This is a genomic window from Neotabrizicola sp. VNH66, from assembly GCF_049445895.1.
Lineage (GTDB): Bacteria > Pseudomonadota > Alphaproteobacteria > Rhodobacterales > Rhodobacteraceae > Pseudogemmobacter.
Window position 1 is genome coordinate 77061 of the sequence record NZ_JBMSDW010000011.1, and the last position, 20757, is coordinate 97817.

The 20757-nt window shown below is 66.0% G+C and carries 28 protein-coding genes; 18 read left to right on the forward strand and 10 right to left on the reverse strand.

The genetic code is table 11. The annotated features are described in order from the left end of the window. Positions 1-73 precede the first annotated feature (73 nt). Positions 74-1036, reverse strand: a complete 963-nt coding sequence (ubiA, locus tag ACO2Q5_RS15765) for a 4-hydroxybenzoate octaprenyltransferase (RefSeq protein WP_423292744.1) — start codon at positions 1034-1036, stop codon at positions 74-76. An 11-nt stretch (positions 1037-1047) separates the two neighbouring features. Between ubiA and ACO2Q5_RS15770 the strand changes: the two genes are divergently transcribed. The 4 genes from ACO2Q5_RS15770 to ACO2Q5_RS15785 all read left to right on the forward strand — a co-directional run bounded on the left by ACO2Q5_RS15770 (position 1048) and on the right by ACO2Q5_RS15785 (position 4178). Beyond that, a complete protein-coding gene (locus ACO2Q5_RS15770; protein ID WP_423292746.1) occupies positions 1048-1773 on the forward strand; it encodes a 16S rRNA (uracil(1498)-N(3))-methyltransferase in 726 nt (241 codons plus the stop codon). Beyond that, positions 1770-2315, forward strand: a complete 546-nt coding sequence (locus ACO2Q5_RS15775) for a hypothetical protein (protein WP_423292748.1) — start codon at positions 1770-1772, stop codon at positions 2313-2315. Before ACO2Q5_RS15770 ends, ACO2Q5_RS15775 begins: the two co-directional genes overlap by 4 nt. Positions 2316-2440: 125 nt before the next feature. Next, a complete protein-coding gene (locus ACO2Q5_RS15780; protein WP_423292750.1) occupies positions 2441-3787 on the forward strand; it encodes a glutamate--cysteine ligase in 1347 nt (448 codons plus the stop codon). A 145-nt stretch (positions 3788-3932) separates the two neighbouring features. Further along, positions 3933-4178, forward strand: coding sequence for a hypothetical protein (locus tag ACO2Q5_RS15785; protein ID WP_423292752.1), 246 nt, complete (start codon positions 3933-3935; stop codon positions 4176-4178). A gap of 25 nt (positions 4179-4203) precedes the next feature. Here ACO2Q5_RS15785 and ACO2Q5_RS15790 read toward each other — a convergent pair whose 3' ends face one another. The 8 genes from ACO2Q5_RS15790 to ACO2Q5_RS15825 all read right to left on the reverse strand — a co-directional run bounded on the left by ACO2Q5_RS15790 (position 4204) and on the right by ACO2Q5_RS15825 (position 8997). Further along, entirely contained in the window at positions 4204-4710 is a 507-nt protein-coding gene (locus tag ACO2Q5_RS15790) for an NYN domain-containing protein (protein WP_423292754.1), read from the reverse strand. Positions 4711-4716: 6 nt separating this feature from the next. Continuing rightward, positions 4717-5331: a glycerol-3-phosphate 1-O-acyltransferase PlsY gene (gene plsY, locus ACO2Q5_RS15795; protein WP_423292756.1), complete on the reverse strand. Its 615-nt coding sequence runs from the start codon at positions 5329-5331 to the stop codon at positions 4717-4719. Between the two features lie 110 nt (positions 5332-5441). Continuing rightward, positions 5442-6719: a dihydroorotase gene (pyrC, locus tag ACO2Q5_RS15800; protein ID WP_423292758.1), complete on the reverse strand. Its 1278-nt coding sequence runs from the start codon at positions 6717-6719 to the stop codon at positions 5442-5444. Further along, positions 6716-6874: a hypothetical protein gene (locus ACO2Q5_RS15805; RefSeq protein ID WP_423292760.1), complete on the reverse strand. Its 159-nt coding sequence runs from the start codon at positions 6872-6874 to the stop codon at positions 6716-6718. The genes pyrC and ACO2Q5_RS15805 overlap by 4 nt, the downstream gene beginning before the upstream one ends. Beyond that, a complete protein-coding gene (locus ACO2Q5_RS15810) occupies positions 6871-7503 on the reverse strand; it encodes a hypothetical protein (protein WP_423292762.1) in 633 nt (210 codons plus the stop codon). The genes ACO2Q5_RS15805 and ACO2Q5_RS15810 overlap by 4 nt, the downstream gene beginning before the upstream one ends. Before the next feature lie 3 nt (positions 7504-7506). Beyond that, positions 7507-7629, reverse strand: coding sequence for a hypothetical protein (locus tag ACO2Q5_RS15815; RefSeq protein ID WP_423292764.1), 123 nt, complete (start codon positions 7627-7629; stop codon positions 7507-7509). Beyond that, positions 7626-8042: a hypothetical protein gene (locus tag ACO2Q5_RS15820; RefSeq protein ID WP_423292766.1), complete on the reverse strand. Its 417-nt coding sequence runs from the start codon at positions 8040-8042 to the stop codon at positions 7626-7628. The genes ACO2Q5_RS15815 and ACO2Q5_RS15820 overlap by 4 nt, the downstream gene beginning before the upstream one ends. Next, on the reverse strand, positions 8035-8997 hold the full coding sequence (locus ACO2Q5_RS15825; protein WP_423292768.1) for an aspartate carbamoyltransferase catalytic subunit: 963 nt from the start codon (positions 8995-8997) through the stop codon (positions 8035-8037). Before ACO2Q5_RS15825 ends, ACO2Q5_RS15820 begins: the two co-directional genes overlap by 8 nt. Before the next feature lie 233 nt (positions 8998-9230). On the opposite strand from ACO2Q5_RS15825, the gene ACO2Q5_RS15830 reads away from it, so the two are divergent. From ACO2Q5_RS15830 to ACO2Q5_RS15845, 4 genes are all read left to right on the forward strand, one after another. Next, positions 9231-10049 carry a uracil-DNA glycosylase gene (locus ACO2Q5_RS15830; protein ID WP_423292770.1) on the forward strand — a complete coding sequence of 273 codons (819 nt, stop codon included), beginning with the start codon at positions 9231-9233 and terminating at the stop codon, positions 10047-10049. Further along, positions 10046-10588: a molybdenum cofactor biosynthesis protein B gene (gene moaB / locus ACO2Q5_RS15835; RefSeq protein WP_423292772.1), complete on the forward strand. Its 543-nt coding sequence runs from the start codon at positions 10046-10048 to the stop codon at positions 10586-10588. Before ACO2Q5_RS15830 ends, moaB begins: the two co-directional genes overlap by 4 nt. Positions 10589-10832: 244 nt before the next feature. After that, positions 10833-11273, forward strand: coding sequence for a GFA family protein (locus ACO2Q5_RS15840; protein ID WP_423292774.1), 441 nt, complete (start codon positions 10833-10835; stop codon positions 11271-11273). 134 nt (positions 11274-11407) lie between these two features. Further along, a complete protein-coding gene (locus ACO2Q5_RS15845) occupies positions 11408-12112 on the forward strand; it encodes a hypothetical protein (protein ID WP_423292776.1) in 705 nt (234 codons plus the stop codon). An 8-nt stretch (positions 12113-12120) separates the two neighbouring features. Here ACO2Q5_RS15845 and ACO2Q5_RS15850 read toward each other — a convergent pair whose 3' ends face one another. After that, the gene (locus tag ACO2Q5_RS15850) at positions 12121-12522 is read right to left on the reverse strand and encodes an energy transducer TonB (protein WP_423292778.1); all 402 of its coding nucleotides are present in this window, start codon (positions 12520-12522) and stop codon (positions 12121-12123) included. A 185-nt stretch (positions 12523-12707) separates the two neighbouring features. On the opposite strand from ACO2Q5_RS15850, the gene rplO reads away from it, so the two are divergent. From rplO to ACO2Q5_RS15900, 10 genes are all read left to right on the forward strand, one after another. Next, the gene (rplO, locus tag ACO2Q5_RS15855; RefSeq protein WP_423292780.1) at positions 12708-13178 is read left to right on the forward strand and encodes a 50S ribosomal protein L15; all 471 of its coding nucleotides are present in this window, start codon (positions 12708-12710) and stop codon (positions 13176-13178) included. A gap of 105 nt (positions 13179-13283) precedes the next feature. Next, positions 13284-14642, forward strand: a complete 1359-nt coding sequence (secY, locus tag ACO2Q5_RS15860; RefSeq protein ID WP_423292782.1) for a preprotein translocase subunit SecY — start codon at positions 13284-13286, stop codon at positions 14640-14642. Positions 14643-14652: 10 nt separating this feature from the next. Continuing rightward, the gene (locus ACO2Q5_RS15865) at positions 14653-15240 is read left to right on the forward strand and encodes an adenylate kinase (RefSeq protein ID WP_423292784.1); all 588 of its coding nucleotides are present in this window, start codon (positions 14653-14655) and stop codon (positions 15238-15240) included. A gap of 184 nt (positions 15241-15424) precedes the next feature. Further along, on the forward strand, positions 15425-15793 hold the full coding sequence (gene rpsM / locus ACO2Q5_RS15870; protein WP_423292786.1) for a 30S ribosomal protein S13: 369 nt from the start codon (positions 15425-15427) through the stop codon (positions 15791-15793). A 15-nt stretch (positions 15794-15808) separates the two neighbouring features. After that, positions 15809-16207, forward strand: a complete 399-nt coding sequence (gene rpsK, locus ACO2Q5_RS15875; protein WP_423292788.1) for a 30S ribosomal protein S11 — start codon at positions 15809-15811, stop codon at positions 16205-16207. 121 nt (positions 16208-16328) lie between these two features. Continuing rightward, positions 16329-17345 (forward strand): DNA-directed RNA polymerase subunit alpha, encoded by a 1017-nt coding sequence (locus tag ACO2Q5_RS15880; RefSeq protein WP_423292790.1) that lies wholly within the window; start codon positions 16329-16331, stop codon positions 17343-17345. Positions 17346-17485: 140 nt separating this feature from the next. Continuing rightward, positions 17486-17905, forward strand: a complete 420-nt coding sequence (rplQ, locus tag ACO2Q5_RS15885) for a 50S ribosomal protein L17 (RefSeq protein ID WP_423292792.1) — start codon at positions 17486-17488, stop codon at positions 17903-17905. Between the two features lie 165 nt (positions 17906-18070). After that, on the forward strand, positions 18071-18682 hold the full coding sequence (locus ACO2Q5_RS15890; protein WP_423292794.1) for an autoinducer binding domain-containing protein: 612 nt from the start codon (positions 18071-18073) through the stop codon (positions 18680-18682). A 57-nt stretch (positions 18683-18739) separates the two neighbouring features. Next, positions 18740-19330, forward strand: coding sequence for an acyl-homoserine-lactone synthase (locus ACO2Q5_RS15895; RefSeq protein WP_423292796.1), 591 nt, complete (start codon positions 18740-18742; stop codon positions 19328-19330). Positions 19331-19426: 96 nt separating this feature from the next. Next, positions 19427-20746 (forward strand): replication-associated recombination protein A, encoded by a 1320-nt coding sequence (locus ACO2Q5_RS15900; protein WP_423292798.1) that lies wholly within the window; start codon positions 19427-19429, stop codon positions 20744-20746. Positions 20747-20757 lie beyond the last annotated feature (11 nt).

Here is a 20757-nt window from a genome sequence, read left to right on the forward strand (position 1 = left end):
CGGCGCGCGCGGCGGCTGCCGCGATTCCCGAAGGTTCCTAGGCGCCCCCGCGGCCGGGATCAACGCGGCATCGTCACAGCATTGCCGCAACGGCAAGAAATGGCACAACGATCAGCCCGGCATCGCGGTTGGACCGGAAGGCCCGCAGGCAGGAGGCGGGGTCGTCCAGATCCACCTGCCGCATCTGCCAGACCATGTGCCAGCCGAAGGCCCAAACCCCGGCCAGCGCCAGCACCATGGGCCAGACACCTCGCGCGGCGGGCAGGGTGACGATCACGGCGGCGGCGAACAGCAGCACCGCCAGCACAAGGAATACCGCCAGCCAGCGCCCGGTCTGCTGGCCGAACAGCCGCGCGGTGGATTTCACCCCGATCAGCGCGTCATCCTCTTTGTCCTGATGGGCATAGATCGTGTCGTAATAGAGTGTCCAGGCGATGCCCGAGAGGTAAAGGAGCAGCGCGCCCGCCGGCACCTCGCCCGCATGGGCGGCCCAGGCCAGAAGGGCGCCCCAGTTGAAGGCGATGCCCAGAAAAGCTTGCGGCCACCATGTGAAGCGCTTGGCAAAGGGATAGACCGCCACAGGCAACAGCGAAAGGATGCCGAGGCCAATGGCCAGCCGGTTGTAACTGAACAGGATCACTGCGGCGATCAGCGCCTGCACCGCCATCCAGACCGCCGCCTGCCGCGCGGTCACCTGACCGGCAGGAATCGGGCGGCTGCGGGTGCGGGCGACCTGCGCGTCGATATCGCGGTCGGTGATGTCATTCCATGTGCAGCCCGCGCCGCGCATCAGAAAGGCGCCGATCCCGCAGGAGAGGGCGATCCACAGGTCCCACATCCGGAACCCGCTGCCGTTGTTCGCGGCCAAAGCCACGCCCCAGAGGCAGGGGATATAAAGAAGCCACGTCCCGATGGGCCGGTCCGCCCGGGATAGCCGCAGATAGGGCCGCGCAGGGGGCGGAGCCAGCCGGTCCACCCAGTTCCCGGCGACGGCATCGGCCACGCTGCCCTCTGGTTTTCCGTCTGGTTGGGTCATAGGTTCCCCCCATGGCAGCGACCGGCATCAGACTTTGTGTAGATCAGCCGCTTGGTCCGGGGCAAGCCGTCGCCCTGGACGAAGGGCAGGCGAATTATCTTTTCGCCGTCATGCGGCTGGCTGTCGGGGACGGCGTGCTGCTGTTCAACGGCCGCGACGGCGAATGGCTGGCCCGCGTGGCCGAGGCGGGCAAACGGCGCGGCATTCTGGTCTGCGCCGAACAGACCGCCCCGCAGCGGATGCCGCCCGACCTGTGGCTGGTCTTCGCGCCGCTGCGGAAAGAGAAGATGGCCTTTCTGGTGGAAAAGGCGGTGGAGCTGGGGGTGGCGCGGCTGATCCCGGTGCAGACCCGGCGAACCCAGGGCGACCGGCTGCGCGCAGACAAGATGCAGGCCCATGCCCGCGAAGCGGCCGAGCAATGTGGCGCCACCTTCGTGCCCGGGATCGACGAGGTGCAGCCGCTGGATCGGCTGCTTTCCGCATGGCCCGAGGGGCGGCGGTTCTATTGGGCGGATGAGGCGCGCGCTGGTGAGGCAGGGGGTTGGACCGGCCAGCCCGGAGAGGCGGCGGCCATCCTGATCGGCCCCGAAGGCGGCTTTACCGCCGAGGAGCAGGCGCGGCTGGCCGCGCTGCCCTTCGTGCAGCCCGTGGCGCTTGGCCCGCGCATCCTGCGGGCCGAGACGGCGGCGCTGGCGGCTGTCACCCTGTGGCAGGCGCGTTGCGGAGACTGGACATGATCCGCCCCACGGTCCGCGCCTTCCTGTCCCGCTGGGCCGAGGTGGGGGCCGCGCTTCTGGCGCTGGCCCTTGGGCTGTGGACGGCATCCCTGGGCGGGCTGGTGCTGATCCCTTTTGGTCTGGCGCTGGCAGCGGCGGCGGGGGGCTGGGCGCTTCTGGCGCTGCGCCGGGCGCGTTTCCGCGGCGATCCGGGGGCGCCGGGGCTGGTGGAACTGGACGAGGCGCGGCTGCGCTATCTGCACCCGAAACTGGGTGGCGAGATCGCACTTCATGATCTGGCCGAGCTGCGGCTGGTCAGCTTGCGCGGGCGGCAGGTCTGGCACCTGCAGGACCTGTCCGGTCGTGCGCTGCTGATACCGCTGGATGCGGCGGGGGCGGCCGATCTGTTCGATGCCTTTGCCGCGCTGCCGGGGCTGTCCTCGCATGATCTGGTGGCTGCGCTGGCCGGATCCGCCGCCCCGACGGGCAGCACTTTGCCGGCTGTCTCCCTGCGGCAGGTGACCGTCTGGCGGCGCAGCGGCAGCGGGTTGCGCCGGGTCTGAACCGTCATCACCTTTCGTGATGCGACGGGGCGAAGGCTTGACAGCCGCCGCCCGCCGCGACAGGTGTTGGCGCCCCCGGGCCCCCGCCCGGACTGAAGGCCAGCGCAAGATCCGGGAGCGTCCCCATGTCCATTCCTCAATCCGGCGGCGGACCGATCGAAAGCTTCGACCAGCTGGCCGGGCTTATGGAAAGCGGCTGCAAACCGGCCGCCGACTGGCGCATCGGCACCGAGCACGAGAAATTCGGCTGGCTGACCGATACACGTCAGCCGCTGCCCTATGGCGGCGCGCGCTCGATCTCGGCGCTGTTCGCCGGGCTTGCGGACCGCTTCGGCTGGTCCCCGGTGCGCGAGGGTGAAAATGTCATCGGCCTGACCCGGGACGGCGCCAATATCAGCCTTGAGCCGGGCGGCCAGTTCGAACTGTCCGGCGCGCCCTTGGCCACCATCGGCGAGACGGCGGCGGAACTGGAAAACCATCTGGACGAGGTGCGCCAGATCGCGGACCCCTTGGGCATCCGCTTCATGGGGATCGGCGCTGCGCCGGAATGGCGCCATGACCAGATGCCGGTGATGCCGAAAGGCCGCTACCGGCTGATGACCGATTATATGGGCCGCGTCGGCACCCATGGCACGCAGATGATGTACCGCACCTCGACCGTGCAGGTGAACCTCGACTACGGGTCCGAGGCGGATATGGTCAAGAAGCTGCGCGTTGCCCTGGCGCTGCAGCCGGTGGCGACGGCGCTCTTCGCCAGCAGCCCGTTCTTTGACGGCAAGGAAAACGGCCACAAATCGTGGCGCAGCCGCATCTGGCGCGGGCTGGACAACAGCCGCACCGGCATGCTGCCCTTTGCCTTTGACGACGGCATGGGGTTCCAGGCCTATGTGGACTGGGTGCTGGATGTGCCGATGTATTTCGTCTACCGCGACGGCCAGTATATCAACGCGCTCGGCCAGTCGTTCCGCGATTTCCTGAAGGGCGAACTGCCCGCGCTGCCCGGCGAAAAGCCCACGCTCAGCGACTGGGCCGATCACATGACCACCGTCTTCCCCGAAGCCCGGGTGAAGAAATATATCGAGATGCGTGGCGCCGATGCGGGCGACCGGGCGCATCTGGTGGCGCTTCCGGCCTTCTGGGTCGGGCTGATGTATGATGGCGGCGCGCTGGATGCCGCATGGGATCTGGTCAAGGGCTTCGATACGGAAACGCGCGAAGAGCTTCGGGTGGCCGCATCGGTTTCGGCGCTGCAGGCGCAGGTGGGCGATGTAAAGATGGCCGATCTGGCGCAGGCGGCGGTGGCGCTGTCGGCGGCCGGTCTGGCCGCGCGCGGCCACGGCGAAGAGGCCTGGCTGGCCCCCGTGCAGGACAGCCTGTCGCGCGGCGAGGTGCAGGCCGACCGCTGGCTGCGGCTTTACCGCGGAGACTGGGGCGGCGCGTTGGCCCCGATCTATGAGGCCGCCAGCCTGTAACCGGCGACACCTGTCCGTAAGGCATATCCCCGTTGACCAAATTCCGCGGCCCGCGCATGATTCGCGCGGCCGCGTGCCTTTTTCATAAGCATATTGTTCCGCGTCAGGGCCCGGCCCCAAACAATCGTGAAAGGGAATTTGAGAAATGCGTCACGCAATCATCCGGTCGTTCGATGTTCTGGTCTGGCTCATGGCCGCGCTCTTGGCCATTGGCGGGCTTGTCGCAGGCGGCATGGCGATGGGGCAGGGTCAGGGGCTGGCGGGCCTTATGATCATCGTCGGCGGCATCCTTTACGCCATCATCTTCGCCGGAATGCTGTTCCTTGTCGTCGGCATCTACGAAAACACCAAGCGCACGGCCGAAGCGGTGGAGCGGATGGGCGGCCGCTGAGCCTGCCGCCGGTTCTGCCCCGGGGTCAGTTTCGGGGCAGATCCAGCCAGAGCCTGCCATCGCGCCAGCCGCCACGGACCAGCCGTCCGGGCGCGGCCAGTGCGGGGTATTCGGCAATCCGGTCGCGGAAGCGGTCATTGCTGACCAGAATGGCGCCGCTGTCGCGGGCGAAGTCCAGAAGGAACGGGTCCGCCTGCTGTCCCTTGGGCACCACAAGGACATCGCTGGCAGGCAGGCCGACCATTCTGGCCAGCGCGGCATCATCCCCATAGCGGTTGGCCAGCTTGTATCCGGCATTGGCATCGAAGATCACGCCGGGGCGATAGCCCTTGGCGCGCAACAGGGCCACGGCCTGCGTGACCGGCACGGGGTCCGGTGTGTTGTCCTTCCAGTGCATCACATTGGAGCCGTCGATCACCGCATAAGGCCGCTTCTGCCGCGCCCGGCGGCGCAGGAGCGTCCGAAGGACAAGCCAGACCGCGATCAGCCCCAGAAGCCAGACCGCGACCAGCGAGAGCAGCGGGCCGGGCATCGCGGATCAGCCTTTCTTCGCGCCGATCTTCGGCTCGGTCCCGCTGCGGATCCGCGCGATATTGGCGGCGTGACGGATATAGATCAGCAACGTCAGCAGAATGACCAGCACCAGAAGCCGGCCCTGCCCGAAGGTCCAGAGCCAGACGGGAGAGGTCGCCGCCGCGATCAGTGCCGCGGCTGAGGACATCCGCGTCAGCGCCGCCGCGGCGAGCCAGGTGGCGCAGGCGGCCAGACCCACCGGCCAGGCGAGCGCCAGAAGTGTGCCCAGAAAGGTGGCCACGCCCTTGCCGCCGCGAAAGCCCAGCCAGACCGGATAAAGATGGCCCAGAAACGCGGCCAGCGCCGCCACCTGCGCCGCATCCTCGGCCCCGACAATGGCGCGGGCCAGAAGCACGGCCACCGCGCCTTTCGCCCCGTCCAGCAGCAGGGTGGCCAGCGCGGCGCCCTTGTTGCCGGTGCGCAGCACATTGGTCGCGCCGATATTGCCCGATCCGATCCGGCGCAGGTCGCCCAGCCCGAGGGCGCGCGTCACCAGCACGCCAAACGGGATGGAGCCCAGAAGATAGGACAGCACCGCCGTGAGGAGCAGCGTGTCGGTTGCGGTCACCAGTTGCGGCATGTCATCCCTGTCCCTGTTCTTCTTTGCTCGGCGCGGTTTGCCCTGCCTTGTCGTCGGTCTCCGACCGCTCCCCCGATTCTGCGACCGGCGGCGCAGCCGAACGATCAGCCCTATGCTCCGCTGCGGAATACTTCCGCACCGCCGACCCATGTGGCCAGCACCTTACCTTCCATCCGCGCGCCGTCGAAGGGGGTGTTCTTCGATTTCGAGCGGAGCTTGAACCGGTCCATCAGGAAGGGCGCATCCGGGTCGAACAGCACAAGGTCCGCCGGTGCTCCGTCCGACAGCCGCCCCTGCGGCAGGCCCAGCCGGTTCGCCGGGTTCAGCGCCAGCGCGCGGAACAGCTGCGGCAGGCCGATGTGGCCGCCATGGCACAGCCGCATGGCCGCGGGCAGGATCGTCTCCAGCGCCACGGCGCCGGGATCGGCCTCTTCGAAGGGCAGCCGTTTCGATTCTTCATCCGCGGGGGTGTGGAAGCTGGCGATCACGTCGATCAGCCCCTCGGCCAGCGCGGCGATGATGGCCTGCCGGTCATCCTCGGATCGCAGGGGCGGCGTCATCTTGAAGAAAGTCCGGTAATCGCCAACGTCGAATTCGTTCAGCGTCAGATGGTGGATCGAGGTTCCGGCGGTGACATCCAGCCCTGCCTCCTTCGCGCGGCGCAGGGCAGGCAGGCTGCGGGCCGTGGTGATCTGGTCGGCGTGGTAGCGCGCGCCCGTCATCTCGACCAGCGCGAGGTCGCGCTCCAGCCCCATGCGTTCGGCCACCGGCGACACATGCGGGATGCCCCGGAACGAGGCGAACTTGCCCGCGGTGGCCGCGGCCCCTGCGGAAAGCCCCGGCTCCTGCGGGTGGCCCACGACAAGCGCGCCAAGACTGCGGGCATAGGTCAGCGCGCGGGACAGGCCCTTGGTATCGGTCGAGACATGGAAGGCATCGGTGAAGGCGATGGCACCTGCATCCAGCAGAAAGCCGATCTCGGTCATTTCGCGCCCCTGCCGGCCCTTGGTCAGGGCGGCCATATGGCGGATGCGGACGGGGCTCGCCTCGGCCGCGCGGCGGGTGACGAACTCCAGCACCTCGGGCGTGTCGATCGCGGGCAAAGTGTCGGGCCGCGCGATGATCGTGGTCACGCCCCCCGCCGCCGCCGCCAGCCCGGCGGAACGGAAGCTTTCGCGGTGCCGCTCGCCCGGTTCGCCGATCTTGACGCCCCAGTCCACGATTCCGGGAGCAAGGCATTTGCCGCCGCAGTCGATGACCGTGGCCCCCTTAGGCGCCTTGCCGCCGCGGCCAAGGATCGTGCCGTTCTGCACGGTCAGGCTGCCCGGCTCGTCGGTCAGCGCCTCGGGGTCGATCAGGCGGGCATTGGTGAAATGAAGCGCGGTCATGCTGTTCCGGTCTGGCTCTGGCAGAGGCGGCACATCACCCGTTGGCCTGTGGCAATGCGCATCTGGCGCCGCCGGGTGTAGGGCCTGTTGCGGCGGCTGTCCACCGGCGCGGCGGCGGGCGGGCAAAGGCGGGGCTGCGGCGCGCGCGGGGTCATGCCTCCGCTCCGCCGGCAACGGGACGCGGCGGCAGCGCCGCCAATGCCTGACGCAGCAGTCCGAACACCTCTCGCGCATCGGCAATGCGTTCGAACCCCACCCGGCGCCGTTCCGTCCAGGCTTCGCTGTCGCGGAACCCGTGGCGGCCGTTGCCGCGCTTGTGCCGCGCGGCGGGGTGGCGGATCTGCTGGTCGATGAACCAGACCGTGCCGCCGGTCGCGGTTTCCTCCAGCAGCGGCGCCATGTCCGGCTCCAGCGGGTGGCGTTGCAGGCTGCGCTTGTGGCGGGTCTCGGTGGCGATGAAGGCGGCCCGGTCGGTCAGCGTGTATTGCGTGCCGCGCCGGCGCCGCGCATCGGCCAGAATACGTCCTGCGACCAGATGCCAGCCGACCCAGAAGAACGGCAGGCCGAAGAGGAAGAACACCGGCGGGGGTCCGCCCGGACCGGACTGCCCGGCCTGCACCAGCCAGAAAAGGGCAAAGCCGCCGATCCCCAGACCGACCAGACTGCGCGGATCGGCCAATCTGTGCCAGTCGGCCGCCGGATCCGGACGTCCCTGCCACAGAATACGCTCTCCCGGGGCCAGAAGACCCTCCCACCCTTCGGGTATGTCCTCCTCGGCTGACATCGCTCAACCCCCGATCCAGATGAAGACCAGGGTCAGCAGGCCGATCACCACCAGGGCCGCCGTGGCGACCATGCCGCCGGCGCGCATCTCGTCCTTGGTGGGTTTGCGGTCGGGATCGGGTTTCACCGGGCGGCCCTTTCAATGGCGGCGCGGGCGGCTTCGGGATCGGCGAGATATTTGATCAGATGCTTGTCGCCTGCCCGGGTGACGACCAACACATCGCCCAGCACGATCTTGACCTCTGCCACCGAAGACAGCGGGACCAGCCGGCCCTGCGGCCCGCTCAGTTGCGCACGCGTCAGCGTCCAGCGCGCGGCCAGGGCTTCGGACCGCAGATAGGCCGCGCGGACGAAGACGGCCAGAATCGCGGCCAAGGGGCCGGTCCAGACATGCGGATTGCCGATGGCCCAGAGGACCGCTGCGGCAAGGACGGCAAAGACGGCGGCAAGGATCAGATGGTTCTTCCAGTAGATGCCGGGATCGGCCCGCCAGTCCGCCAGAACGGATGCGGCGTCAGACGATGCGGCGGCGTCAGACATAGCTGCCCACGATCTTGCGCCCGCGCTCGGCGCGCAGGTTGCGGGCCAGAAGATCCATACAGGCCATCCGCACGGCTACGCCCATCTCCACCTGATCCTGAATGACCGATCGATTGATGTCGTCCGCGATCTCGCCGTCGATCTCGACCCCGCGGTTCATGGGGCCCGGGTGCATGACGATGGCATCGGGCTTGGCATAGGACAGCTTCTCGGCATCCAGCCCGTAGCGGTGGTAATATTCCCGCATCGAGGGGATGAAGCCGCCATCCATCCGTTCCTTCTGAAGCCGCAGCATCATGACCACATCGGCGTCGCGCAGCCCCTCGCGCATATCCTCATAGACCTCGCAGCCAAGGTCCGCGAAACCGGGCGGCATCAGGGTGGGGGGACCCACCAGCCGCAGCCGGTTCTCCATCTTGCCCAGCAGGATCAGGTTCGACCGCGCCACCCGGCTGTGGGCCACATCGCCGCAGATGGCGATGGTCAGGCGTTGCAGCCGCCCCTTGGCCCGGCGGATGGTCAGCGCATCCAGCAGCGCCTGCGTCGGATGTTCGTGCCGCCCGTCGCCCGCATTCAGAACGGCGCAATCCACCTTCTGCGCCAGAAGGTTCACCGCGCCCGACGAGGCATGCCGCACGACAAGAAGGTCGGGGTGCATCGCGTTCAGCGTCATGGCGGTGTCGATCAGCGTCTCGCCCTTCTTCACGGACGAGGTCGCCATATTCATGTTCATCACGTCGGCGCCCAACCGCTTTCCCGCCAGTTCGAAACTGGACTGGGTGCGGGTGGAATTCTCGAAGAACATGTTGATCTGCGTCATCCCCGCCAGCACATCCGAGGATTTTACCGTGCGCCGGTTCAGATCGACGTAACGCTCCGCCAGATCGAGGATGGTGGTGATTTCCAGCGGCGAAAGGGGCTCGATCCCCAGAAGGTGGCGGGCGCGGAAGGCCATGGGCAGTTCCCCTTCGGATTTCGCCCTCTATGGCAAAGCGCGCGCCCGCGGGCAAGCGCGGATGGGGGCGCTGCCCCCGTCCCTTGCAGGGACTCCCCCGGGATATTTGCGCCAGTATGAAAGCGTAAAGGTCTTTCATACTGGTTCAAATATCCCCGCCGGAGGCACCTGCGGCTGCGGCGGGGACAGGCGGTTGCCTTGCCGGGGCGGGCGCGGGGACCTAGGGTGCGGGCATGGGAATCGCCGAAGACATCGCAGGGGACTGGGACGCCGCGCTGGCCGCGCTGGCGTGGCAGCTGGACTGCGGGGTCGATGAGGTGACGGGCGAGGCGCCGGTCAACCGCTACGAGGTGCGCGCGGCACAGGCCGCGGCGCCGGCGCCTGCTGCACCGCGCGCGGTGGCGGCCGAGGCGACGCCCCAACCGGTGGCCCACAAGACCGATCCAGTGGAGGTGGCGCGCGGGCTGGCGGCAAAGGCCGCCTCGCTGGAGGCGCTGCGCGAGGCGGTGCATGGTTTCGATCTGTGCGATCTGAAGCGGGGCGCCCGGAACACGGTGTTCTCGGACGGCAATCCGAAGGCACGGGTGCTGATTCTGGGCGAGGCGCCGGGCCGGGATGAGGATCTGGAGGGCCGCCCCTTCGTGGGCCGGGCCGGGCAGCTGCTGGACCGGATGTTCGCGGCCATCGGCCTGTCGCGTCAAAACCCGGACACGGAGAAGGCGCTGTATATCACCAACGTGCTGTTCTGGCGCCCGCCCGGCAACCGCGATCCGGAGCCGGAGGAGATTGCCATGATGAAGCCCTTCATCGAGCGGCATATCACGCTGGCCGATCCGGAGGTGGTGGTGACCATGGGCAACACGCCGCTCTTCGCGCTGACCGGGCAGCGCGGGATCAAGCGGGCGCGGGGGCGCTGGACCGAGGTTCATGGCCGTCCGATGCTGCCGATGTTCCATCCGGCCTATCTGTTGCGCCAGCCCGGCGAGAAGCGGGAGGCCTGGGCCGATCTGCTGGCCTTGCAGGCCCATCTGCGCAAAGGAAACCGGGGATGAGCCGGATCGACGACAGCCGCGACTTCATTCCGGTGCGGATTGCCGTGCTGACGGTCAGCGACACCCGGACGCTGGCCGAGGACCGTTCGGGCGATACTTTGGTGGAGCGGCTGACGGGGGCGGGGCATCAGCTGGCCGCGCGGGCCATCGTGCAGGACGACCGGGCGGCGATTGCGGCGCAGCTGCGCGGCTGGATCGCCGATCCGGGGGTGGATGTGATCCTGTCCACCGGCGGCACCGGCCTGACCGGGCGGGATGTCACCGTCGAGGCGCATCGCGATGTCTATGAGAAGGAGATCGAGGCCTTCGCCACGGTCTTCACCATGGTGTCGATGCAAAAGATCGGCACTTCGGCGGTGCAGAGCCGGGCCACGGGCGGAGTGGCGGGCGGCACCTATCTCTTCGCGCTGCCCGGATCGACCGGGGCCTGCAAGGATGCCTGGGACGAGATCCTCGTCTGGCAGCTGGATTACCGCCACCGGCCCTGCAACTTTGTCGAGATCATGCCCCGGCTGGAAGAGCATAAGCGGCGCAAGTAGCGCGGTCCTGACAATAGTCTTGCGACGTCAGGGGCTGGTCCGGTGCCACGGGCGGTGCGGCTTCCGGCCTTGCGGAAAGACCGGGAACCGCAGGCCTGATCAGGGTGGGGCCAGACCCTTGCATCATGCGGGAAGCCCGAAGCCCCTGATGATGAAAGTCCCGCGGTTCCGGCTGCTTTGGTGGTAATCTGGTCCCCGACTCGCCCGCCGGGAGGGGCGCGGCCGAGCGTCAGGGAGAGAGACCATGGCCACGCATTACGCGGGCGGCTGCGATCATGTGCATGTGACCGCCAGCGCCGAGCCGATCGACAACCACGAATGCCATTGCAACGTGTGCAAATCCGTGACCGGACAGCACACCACCCATGTGGCGTTTTTCAACCATGGCGATGTGGCCGTGGACCACCTCGAAAAGCTGAAACGGGTGCCGTTCAACGCGCAGAATCCGAACGGGCCGCTGGAGATCTGCCTTTGCACCGATTGCGGGGCGGTGATCATGCTGGATGACAAGCAGGGCCGCATCCGCGTGGCAGTGCCGAATGTCATGGGCTATGACGATGCCGCCTTTCCGAAGGCGAGCTATCATGCCTTCTGGGATGAGACGAAGGGATACCCGGCGCCGCAGGATGGCCGGCCGGTCTATGCCGGGCTGCGACCTGATTTCGTCTGGCCGCCGGCCTCCTGACCGGGCTGACGGCATCTGTCGTCAAAGTGAAGCCTGTCGCGGACAGGGGGCTTTGCCGTGGCCCCCCGTTTTGCGCTATCGTGCCGGGAAACAGGCCACCGGGAACAGGCGGCTGTGAAACGGGCGGATCGGGCATGACGGGCAGCAGGACAGGATTGGCAGTGGCGGCGGGACTTGCCCTGAGCCTGGCGGTGACCTTGGCCGCGGGTGCGGCGCAGGCGGCGCTTTGCGATTTCCGCCTTTCAGAGCTGATCGGGGCGCGGGCCCCGGCTTTGGCTTCGGAAACCGCGGATCAGTCAAGCTTGAAGGGGCTGGGCGGCAAGTCGCAGGATTTCTTCACTCTGGTCGATCAGGGCGGGCTGACGGCGCTTGGCGCGGTCATGGGTGGCAAGAACGGTGCCTTGGCGGCAGGAGCGGCCGAGGAGGCGGCGAAGGTTCTTGGCATCAGCGGCACGGTCGTCACCAGCCAGACCATCGGCATCGCGGCAGGTGTCGCGGCGCTTGGCGCCGTAGGGCTGGAGGGCGTCTGCCGGTTTCAGGACGAACGCATCACCGATTACTATGAGGTGCTGGCGGTTCTGAGCGCGGTCGCAGAAACCGCCGATCCCCGGATGTTTCAGCTTCAGCTTGGCACCGCGCGCAAGAAAGCGGCGGTGGTGGAAATCTGGGACGCCCAGACCGGCATCCGCCAGCAATACCGGGTGGCCGATCTGTTTTTCGTGAACGGAGAACTGAAGCTGAACCGGATCGGCTTCAACAAGAGCCTGGGCTGGCTGGTGCAGTTCCGGGGCGATACTCCGGCGCTGGACACCCCGCCGCTGGATGCGTTCAAGCCGTAAGAGGTGGGTCACTGGTGTGCGGGTGCTGTCTCATCAGAACTGTTGTCCACCACGATCTCGATCATGAAATTCGGCGTTTCACCCTGCATTCCTGCGACGAAGGGCGGCGCGCCGCTGGCCTCACGGATCTGCTCCAGCGCGATGCGGTCGGCGACGGGATTGCCCGAGGATTGCAGGACCTTTGCATCCAGAATGGTGCCATCCCTGCCGATGACGAACTGAACCAGCACGGTGAACCGGCCGTAGATGCCGTAATGATCCATCGCTGCAGTGTGATCAGGCCGATTGGCCAGCCAGTGTCGTAGCGCGGTCTGATATTCCCGGGGGACACAGACGCGGCTGCGGGTGGGGATTCCGGCGCATCCGTCTGTGCGATGGCCAGCGGCGCTGACAGAAAAAGCAAGGCACACCCCGCGCTCAGGGTCTTGCGGAGCGACGAAGGCTGGATCATGGGCGGCTTATCGTCTTCGGGTTGTCAGGTGAACGGGCTTCGTCTATAGGCGCACGGTGGCCGTCGGGCCGCGACTCAACAAGCAAAAAATGCCGTGTGCCCCCATCCGTCGCTGGCGGGGGTTTTCCGGCCAAGGAGAGCGACATGAAACTGAATGAACTGCGCGACAACGAAGGCGCCGCCCGCAAGCAGAAGCGCGTTGCCCGCGGCCCGGGTTCGGGCAAGGGCAAGACCGCCGGCCGCGGGATCAAGGGTCAGAAGTCCCGTTCGGGCGTGGCTCTGGGCGGATACGAAGGCGGCCAGATGCCGCTCTACCGCCGCCTGCCGAAGCGCGGCTTTAACAAGCCCAACCGTCTGGAATTCGCCGTCGTCAACCTGGGCCTGATCGAAAAGTTCATCGGTCTGGGCAAGCTGGACGCCAAGGCCGAGATCACCGAGGACGCGCTGGTCGCGGCCGGTCTGACCTCGAACAAGCGCGACGGCATCCGCATCCTGAACAAGGGTGACATCAAGACCGCCGTGACCCTGAATGTGACCGGCGCCTCGGCTGCCGCCGTCGAAGCCATCAAGGCTGCGGGCGGTTCGATCACCGTGAAGGCGGCTGCCGCTGAATAAGCTGTTGTGAGCGGCGCGTCCGTCGCTTACATCACCTAGCAGTTTTCCTGCGCCGCCGGACCCGGAAGACGGATCCGGCGGCGCTGTCCATGAAAGAGACCGGACATGGCATCAGCCGCAGAGCAAATGGCTGCGAACCTCTCGTGGGGGGCGCTCGCCAAGGCGACCGACCTTCGCCAACGCATCTTCTTCACCATCGGCGTCCTGATCGTCTATCGCCTTGGCACCTATATCCCGGTGCCGGGCATCGACGGCGATGCGCTGCGTGAATTCATGCGGCAGGCGGGGCAGGGGCTGGGGGGCATGCTGAACATGTTCACCGGCGGCGCAATCTCCCGCATGGGGATCTTTGCGCTGGGCATCATGCCCTATATCTCGGCCTCGATCATCGTGCAGCTTCTGGCCACGATGTATCAGCCCTGGCAGCACCTGAAGAAGGAAGGCGAGATCGGGCGCAAGAAGCTGAACCAGTACACCCGCTATGGCACGGTGGCGCTGGCGATCTTCCAGGCTTACGGCATCGCGGTTTCCCTGCAGGCCGGCGAGATGGCGCATTCCCCGGGCTGGTTCTTCATCGCGACCGCGGTGATCACTCTGGTCGGCGGCACCATGTTCCTGATGTGGCTGGGCGAACAGATCACCGGCCGCGGCATCGGCAACGGTATCTCGCTGATCATCTTCGTGGGGATTGTTGCGGAAATCCCGGCCGCGCTGGCGCAGTTCTTCGCCCAAGGTCAGTCGGGCGCGATTTCGACCCCGGTGATCCTTGGCATTCTGGTGCTGGTCGTCGCGGTCATCATGTTCGTGGTGTTCATGGAACGCGCCCTGCGCAAGATCCATGTGCAGTATCCCCGCCGTCAGGTGGGCATGAAGATCTATGACGGCGGTTCGTCCCACCTGCCGATCAAGGTTAACCCGGCGGGCGTGATTCCGGCGATCTTCGCCTCGTCGATCCTGCTTCTGCCCACGACGCTGGGCACCTTCTCGGGCGGCTCGACCAATCCAATCTTGTCCACGATCACCGCCTATCTGGGCTATGGCCAGCCGCTGCATGCGCTGTTCCTGGCCGCGCTGATCGTGTTCTTCAGCTACTTCTACACCAACAACGTCAGCTTCAAGGTTGATGAGGTGGCCGAGAACCTGAAGAACCAGAACGGCTTCATCCCCGGCATCCGGCCCGGCAAGAAGACCGAGGATTACCTTACCTATGTGGTGAACCGTATCCTCGTGCTCGGCTCGGCCTATCTGGCGGTGGTCTGCCTTCTGCCCGAATTCCTGATCGCGAATATCGGCGTGCCCTTCTACTTCGGCGGCACCTCGGTGCTGATCGTGGTCTCGGTCACGATGGACACGATCAACCAGGTCCAGTCCCACCTGCTGGCGCATCAGTATGAATCGCTGATCGAGAAGTCGCAGCTGCGGTCGAAACGAAAGACGGGCCCGCGCGCCCCGGCCCGGCGCTGAGAGAGGAAGCATGTCCAAGAATATCATCCTCCTAGGCCCGCCCGGCGCGGGGAAGGGCACCCAGGCCACCCGTCTGGTCGAGACCCGCGGCATGGTGCAGCTGTCCACCGGCGACATGCTGCGCGCGGCCAAGACCTCGGGCACCGACCTGGGCCGCCGTGTGGCCGAGATCATGGACAAGGGCCAGCTGGTCACCGATGAGATCGTGATCGGCCTGATCGAGGAAAAGCTGACGCAGGGCGCGCCCGGCGGCTTCATCTTCGACGGCTTCCCCCGCACGCTGAAACAGGCGGATGCCCTGGGCGCGCTGCTGGACCGCAAGGGGCAGACGCTGGATGCCGTGATCGAGCTGGTGGTGGATGATGAGGCGCTGGTCGCGCGGATCGAGACGCGGGCCGAAGAGGCCCGTGCCGCCGGTCAGCCGGTTCGTGCCGACGACAACGCGCAGGTCTTTGCCGACCGCCTGCGTGAATATTACAAGAAGACCGCGCCGCTTCTGGGCTATTACTATGCCAAGGGCGATCTGCAGCAGGTGGATGGCATGGCCGCTGTCGAGGCCGTTGCTGCGGCCATTGCGAAAGTTCTTGACAAAGGGTGAAAACCCCCTCCGCTGCCCTTGACGGGCGGCGCAAATCCCCATATTGCACGGCGTCCCGCACAGGAATCGTCCGTGCAGGGTTTTCCCCGGCATCTGTCGCGCGGAAAGATCGTCGCCCCGGTCCGCCTGGGCGTTGTGAAAAAAGGTTCTGGCAAGACGGAACCGCAACGAAAGGAACGATGACGTGGCCCGTATCGCTGGCGTCAACATCCCCACCCAGAAGCGTGTGCCGATCGCGCTGACCTATATCACCGGCATCGGCCCGCATGTGGCCGAACAGATCTGCGAAGCCCTGTCGATCGACCGTGCCCGCCGCGTCAACCAGCTGTCGGACGCCGAAATCCTCGCCATCCGCGAGCATATCGACGCCAACTACACGGTTGAGGGCGACCTGCGCCGTGAAGTGTCGATGAACATCAAGCGGCTGATGGATCTGGGCTGCTACCGCGGCCTGCGTCACCGCAAGAGCCTGCCCGTCCGCGGCCAGCGCACCCACACCAACGCGCGCACCCGCAAGGGCCCCGCGAAGCCCATCGCCGGCAAGAAGAAGTAAGGGAGCGGTTGACCAATGGCACGTGATCCGAAGGGCGCCGCCCGCACCAAGCGCAAGGAGCGCAAGAACATCGCCGCCGGCGTTGCTCATGTGAACTCCTCGTTCAACAACACCAAGATCCTGATCTCTGACGTTCAGGGCAATGCCATCTCCTGGTCCTCGGCCGGGACCATGGGCTTCAAGGGGTCGCGCAAATCGACGCCCTATGCCGCCCAGATGGCTGCCGAAGACGCCGGCCGCAAGGCGCAGGAACATGGCGTGAAGACCCTTGAAGTTGAAGTCCAGGGCCCGGGTTCGGGCCGCGAATCGGCGCTGCGCGCGCTGGCCGCCGTGGGCTTCACCATCACCTCGATCCGCGATGTCACGCCGCTGGCGCACAACGGCTGCCGGCCGCCCAAGCGTCGCCGCGTCTGAGACATCCAGAAACTGGCCGGGCCGCGCCGTGTTGCGTGGCCCGGTTTTCGGCGTTTGAAAGACCCTCGGGCGCCCTGCCTCTTCGGAACATGGAGGTTGCGGCAAGAATGGAGGCAAGTTCATGATCCACAAGAACTGGCAGGAACTGATCAAGCCGACGCAGCTTGTCGTGAAGCCGGGCGCCGACGCTGCGCGCGTTGCGACCGTGATCGCCGAACCGCTGGAACGCGGCTTCGGTCTGACGCTGGGCAATGCGCTGCGCCGCGTTCTGCTGTCGTCGCTTCAGGGCGGCGCGATCACCTCGGTGCAGATCGACAATGTGTTGCACGAGTTTTCGTCCGTCGCGGGTGTCCGTGAGGATGTGACCGACATCATCCTGAATCTGAAGGGCGTCAGCCTGAAGATGGAAGTCGAAGGGCCGAAGCGCCTGTCGATCTCGGCCAAGGGGCCGGGCGTCGTCACCGCCGGTGCCATCTCGGAAACCAACGGGATCGAAGTCCTGAACAAAGAGCACGTCATCTGCCACCTGGATGACGGCGCCGATGTCTACATGGAACTGACGGTCAACACCGGCAAGGGCTATGTCTCGGCCGACAAGAACCGCCCGGAAGATGCGCCCATCGGCCTGATCCCGATCGACGCGATCTATTCGCCGGTCAAGAAGGTCAGCTACGAAGTGCAGCCCACCCGTGAGGGGCAGGTGCTGGACTATGACAAGCTGACCATGAAGATCGAGACCGATGGCAGCCTGACGCCTGAGGATGCCGTGGCCTATGCCGCCCGCATCCTGCAGGACCAGCTGGGCGTCTTCGTGAACTTCGAAGAGCCCGAAGCCGCCAAGGCCGGGGAAGTGGACACCGGGTTGGAATTCAACCCGCTGCTGCTGAAGAAAGTGGACGAGCTGGAACTGTCGGTCCGTTCGGCCAACTGCCTGAAGAACGACAATATCGTCTACATCGGCGATCTGATCCAGAAGACCGAGGCGGAAATGCTCCGCACCCCGAACTTCGGCCGCAAGTCGCTGAACGAGATCAAGGAAGTGCTTTCGGGCATGGGTCTGCATCTCGGCATGGAAGTCGAGGACTGGCCGCCGGAAAACATCGAAGATCTGGCCAAGCGCTTCGAAGACCAGTTCTGAGGGACACCCCCTCTCCGCCACCGGGCGGGGAGGGGATACTGAATGCCCGGGCTTCCGGGGACCATCTGGGCAATTCCGCCCCAACGACGCCGCGGCAACGCACCGTGGCAACACAAAGCAAAACGTGATAGGAGATCCCCATGCGTCACGCCCGCGGCTATCGCCGCCTGAACCGCACCGCCGAACACCGCAAGGCCCTGTTCTCGAACATGGCCGGCTCGCTGATCGAGCATGAGCAGATCAAGACCACCCTGCCCAAGGCCAAGGAACTGCGTCCGATCATCGAAAAGCTGATCACGCTGGCCAAGCGCGGCGACCTGCATGCCCGCCGTCAGGCCGGCGCGGCGCTGAAGGAAGACAAGGATGTGGCCAAGCTGTTCGACATCCTGGGTCCGCGCTACAAGGACCGTCAGGGCGGCTATGTCCGTGTTCTGAAAGCCGGTTTCCGCTACGGGGATATGGCCCCGATGGCCATCATCGAATTCGTCGACCGCGACACTTCGGCCAAGGGAGCGGCCGACCGGGCTCGCCTTGAAGCCGAGGACGCGGCGGCGGAATAAGGCCCCGCAACGCTTGTTCGACAAGGCCCGCCCCTCGGCGGGCCTTGCTTTTTTGTCAAAGACGCCGCGCAACTCCCTGCCAAACGTAGATTTTCGCTTGAACTCGCGTCGGAGGGGTTGAAAATCAATCTCAAGTAGAATCGCAAGATTCTGGAATCAGGCAGTATGTCGGAACAGAAGGCTGTCAACGTGTTGCTGGAACAGCTGGCCCTACTTGCGCCCATGGGGTACACGGTCGGGCTTCACATCCGCTTTGCCACGCCGCTGCTTTACCGCAGCTCCTATCCGCCTGCCTGGGTGGATTATTACAACTCGCATTCCTATTATTTGCGGGATCCCCTTGTCTTCTGGGGGGTTGGGGTCGAGGGGACGACACGCTGGAGTGCCATTCCCCTCCCCGATCCGTTCGGAGTGATGAAGAAGGCCGCCTCTTATGGCCTGAACTACGGCGCCGTTTCGTCATACGGGCCGATCACGTCCCGTTCGATCGTCGGAGTATCGAGATCGGACCGGGAACTGACCGACGATGAGCTGAACGAGCTGAAGGAACTGACGGTCCGCCTGCATATCGAGGCAAAGCCGCCATCCGAACTCACGAAAGCTCAGATCGAAGCGCTGCAATGTGTTGCAAATGGGGATCGGCATTCGGCGGCGGCGGAGAAACTCGGGATCACGGAAAGTGCCTTCAAGGCGAGGCTGCAGTCGGCGCGTGTCCGGCTGGAAGCGCGCACAAACTCGGAAGCGATCCGCAAGGCACGGGAATACCGGCTCCTCTGACCGAATTGCCCTTTCCCCTTCACAGGTTAACCAATCACCTCGGAAGGAGAGAGAAAAATGGAAGTCACGACCCTTTCTTACCAGAACCTGCACATCCACGGGCAGTTGTTCGCGAATATGTTCAGGGCCCGACACCGAACGTTCATCCAGCACGCCAAATGGGACCTGCCCCAGGCGGACGGGATGGAGTTCGATCAGTATGATACCCCGGCCAGCCGCTGGGTCGCAGTGCACCAGCACGGCGAGGTGATGGCCGGTGTCCGTCTGACGCCCACCACGCACCGCTGCGGCATCTACAGCTACATGATCCGCGATGCCCAGCTGGGTCTTCTGGACACGATCCCGTCGAACCTGCTGAACTTCGAGGCTCCGGTGGACCCGAACATCTGGGAATCCAGCCGCGTTTTCGTGTCGGATGCCGTGCCCGCGTCCGAGCGGCTGCGGGTGCAGATGCAGCTGATCCATGAGATGGTGGTGTCCGCGCGCAACCTGGGTGCGACCACGCTTCTGGGCATCATCCCGGAAAATTCGCCGCGACTGGCGCGCCGGGTGGGGCTGGATTGCATTCCTGTGGGGCCGGTGATGGAATTCGAAGGCGGAATGAACTCTGTCTGCGTGTCGATCTCTATGGCGACGAAGCTGCATTGACCTGCATGTCGGGTGGGGTGTGATCGGGGCCTCCCTGCGGGAGGTCCCTTCTCTTTGCTACTTTCGATTTTCATGACCCGGCCCTAGATTTGAACCATGGCCGACCTTTTCGACTCCGCTCCTTCTGCGCCCGCCCCCGGGACTCCGCGCCCGCTGGCTGACCGGCTGCGGCCGAAGGCGCTGTCCGAGGTGATCGGGCAATCCGCCGTCCTGTCGCCCGAAGGCCCGCTGGGCGCGATGCTGGCGGCCCACAGCCTGTCCTCGCTGATCCTCTGGGGGCCGCCCGGCGTGGGCAAGACCACGATTGCCCGGCTGCTTGCGGATGAGACGGATCTGCATTTCGTGCAGATCAGTGCCATCTTTACCGGAGTGCCTGACCTGAAAAAGGTGTTCGAGGCCGCGAAGATCCGGCGCCAGAACGGGCAGGGGACGCTGTTGTTCGTGGATGAGATCCACCGCTTCAACAAGGCGCAGCAGGACGGGTTCCTGCCGCATATGGAGGATGGCACCATCCTTCTGGTCGGCGCCACCACCGAAAACCCCAGCTTCGAGCTTAACGCCGCGCTGCTGTCGCGTGCACAGGTCATCGTGCTGGAGCGTCTGAGCCTGGCCGATCTGGAACGGTTGGCCCAGCGGGCCGAGAAGGAGCTGGGCCGCGCCCTGCCGCTGAAGGCCCCCGCGCGCGAGTCGATGCTGGAAATGGCCGATGGCGACGGCCGGGCGCTGCTGAACCTGATCGAACAGGTCGCGGCCTGGCGGACGGACAATCCGCTGGACCGCGAGGAACTGGCGAAGCGCCTGATGCGCCGCGCCGCCCGCTATGACAAGTCCGGGGATGAGCATTACAACCTGATCTCTGCCCTGCACAAATCCATCCGCGGCAGCGACCCGGATGCCGCGCTGTACTGGTTCGCCCGCATGCTGGAAGGGGGAGAGGACCCGCGGTTTCTGGCCCGCCGCCTGACGCGGATGGCGGTGGAGGATATCGGGCTGGCCGATCCGCAGGCGCAGGCGATCTGCATCGACAGCTGGCAGACCTATGAACGGCTGGGCAGCCCCGAGGGCGAACTCGCGCTGGCCAATGCCGTGGTCTATCTGGCCCTGGCGCCGAAATCGAACGGGGTCTACACCGCCTACAAGGCGGCCCGGGCCAGCGCGCGCGAGACGGGCAGCCTGATGCCGCCCAAGCATATCCTGAACGCGCCGACGCGCCTGATGAAGGATGTGGGCTATGGCGCCGGCTATGCCTATGACCATGACGCCGACGACGGCTTTTCGGGGCAGGACTACTTCCCCGAAGGCATGAAGCGCCCGGTCTTCTACAGCCCGCCCGAACGCGGCTTTGAACGCGAGCTGAACAAGCGCATCGAATATTTCGCCAAGCTGCGCAGCCGGCGCCATGGCGGCGGCGCTTGACGCAGCCCGAT

What these genes read in the sequence shown, in the direction of transcription:
- pyrC (WP_423292758.1), bottom strand. Translation starts at nt 6,719, where the DNA reads ATGACCGCGCTTCATTTCACCAATGCCCGCCTGATCGACCCCGAGGCG.
- rpsK (WP_423292788.1), top strand. Translation starts at nt 15,809, where the DNA reads ATGGCACGTGATCCGAAGGGCGCCGCCCGCACCAAGCGCAAGGAGCGC.
- ACO2Q5_RS15820 (WP_423292766.1), bottom strand. Translation starts at nt 8,042, where the DNA reads ATGTCTGACGCCGCCGCATCGTCTGACGCCGCATCCGTTCTGGCGGAC.
- ACO2Q5_RS15775 (WP_423292748.1), top strand. Translation starts at nt 1,770, where the DNA reads ATGATCCGCCCCACGGTCCGCGCCTTCCTGTCCCGCTGGGCCGAGGTG.
- rplO (WP_423292780.1), top strand. Translation starts at nt 12,708, where the DNA reads ATGAAACTGAATGAACTGCGCGACAACGAAGGCGCCGCCCGCAAGCAG.
- ACO2Q5_RS15790 (WP_423292754.1), bottom strand. Translation starts at nt 4,710, where the DNA reads ATGCCCGGCCCGCTGCTCTCGCTGGTCGCGGTCTGGCTTCTGGGGCTG.
- ACO2Q5_RS15900 (WP_423292798.1), top strand. Translation starts at nt 19,427, where the DNA reads ATGGCCGACCTTTTCGACTCCGCTCCTTCTGCGCCCGCCCCCGGGACT.
- ACO2Q5_RS15810 (WP_423292762.1), bottom strand. Translation starts at nt 7,503, where the DNA reads ATGTCAGCCGAGGAGGACATACCCGAAGGGTGGGAGGGTCTTCTGGCC.
- ACO2Q5_RS15865 (WP_423292784.1), top strand. Translation starts at nt 14,653, where the DNA reads ATGTCCAAGAATATCATCCTCCTAGGCCCGCCCGGCGCGGGGAAGGGC.
- ACO2Q5_RS15840 (WP_423292774.1), top strand. Translation starts at nt 10,833, where the DNA reads ATGGCCACGCATTACGCGGGCGGCTGCGATCATGTGCATGTGACCGCC.
- ACO2Q5_RS15845 (WP_423292776.1), top strand. Translation starts at nt 11,408, where the DNA reads ATGACGGGCAGCAGGACAGGATTGGCAGTGGCGGCGGGACTTGCCCTG.
- ACO2Q5_RS15825 (WP_423292768.1), bottom strand. Translation starts at nt 8,997, where the DNA reads ATGGCCTTCCGCGCCCGCCACCTTCTGGGGATCGAGCCCCTTTCGCCG.
- rplQ (WP_423292792.1), top strand. Translation starts at nt 17,486, where the DNA reads ATGCGTCACGCCCGCGGCTATCGCCGCCTGAACCGCACCGCCGAACAC.
- ACO2Q5_RS15880 (WP_423292790.1), top strand. Translation starts at nt 16,329, where the DNA reads ATGATCCACAAGAACTGGCAGGAACTGATCAAGCCGACGCAGCTTGTC.
- ACO2Q5_RS15830 (WP_423292770.1), top strand. Translation starts at nt 9,231, where the DNA reads ATGGGAATCGCCGAAGACATCGCAGGGGACTGGGACGCCGCGCTGGCC.
- ACO2Q5_RS15805 (WP_423292760.1), bottom strand. Translation starts at nt 6,874, where the DNA reads ATGACCCCGCGCGCGCCGCAGCCCCGCCTTTGCCCGCCCGCCGCCGCG.
- ubiA (WP_423292744.1), bottom strand. Translation starts at nt 1,036, where the DNA reads ATGACCCAACCAGACGGAAAACCAGAGGGCAGCGTGGCCGATGCCGTC.
- ACO2Q5_RS15890 (WP_423292794.1), top strand. Translation starts at nt 18,071, where the DNA reads ATGTCGGAACAGAAGGCTGTCAACGTGTTGCTGGAACAGCTGGCCCTA.
- ACO2Q5_RS15770 (WP_423292746.1), top strand. Translation starts at nt 1,048, where the DNA reads ATGGCAGCGACCGGCATCAGACTTTGTGTAGATCAGCCGCTTGGTCCG.
- ACO2Q5_RS15785 (WP_423292752.1), top strand. Translation starts at nt 3,933, where the DNA reads ATGCGTCACGCAATCATCCGGTCGTTCGATGTTCTGGTCTGGCTCATG.
- moaB (WP_423292772.1), top strand. Translation starts at nt 10,046, where the DNA reads ATGAGCCGGATCGACGACAGCCGCGACTTCATTCCGGTGCGGATTGCC.
- plsY (WP_423292756.1), bottom strand. Translation starts at nt 5,331, where the DNA reads ATGCCGCAACTGGTGACCGCAACCGACACGCTGCTCCTCACGGCGGTG.
- ACO2Q5_RS15780 (WP_423292750.1), top strand. Translation starts at nt 2,441, where the DNA reads ATGTCCATTCCTCAATCCGGCGGCGGACCGATCGAAAGCTTCGACCAG.
- ACO2Q5_RS15895 (WP_423292796.1), top strand. Translation starts at nt 18,740, where the DNA reads ATGGAAGTCACGACCCTTTCTTACCAGAACCTGCACATCCACGGGCAG.
- secY (WP_423292782.1), top strand. Translation starts at nt 13,284, where the DNA reads ATGGCATCAGCCGCAGAGCAAATGGCTGCGAACCTCTCGTGGGGGGCG.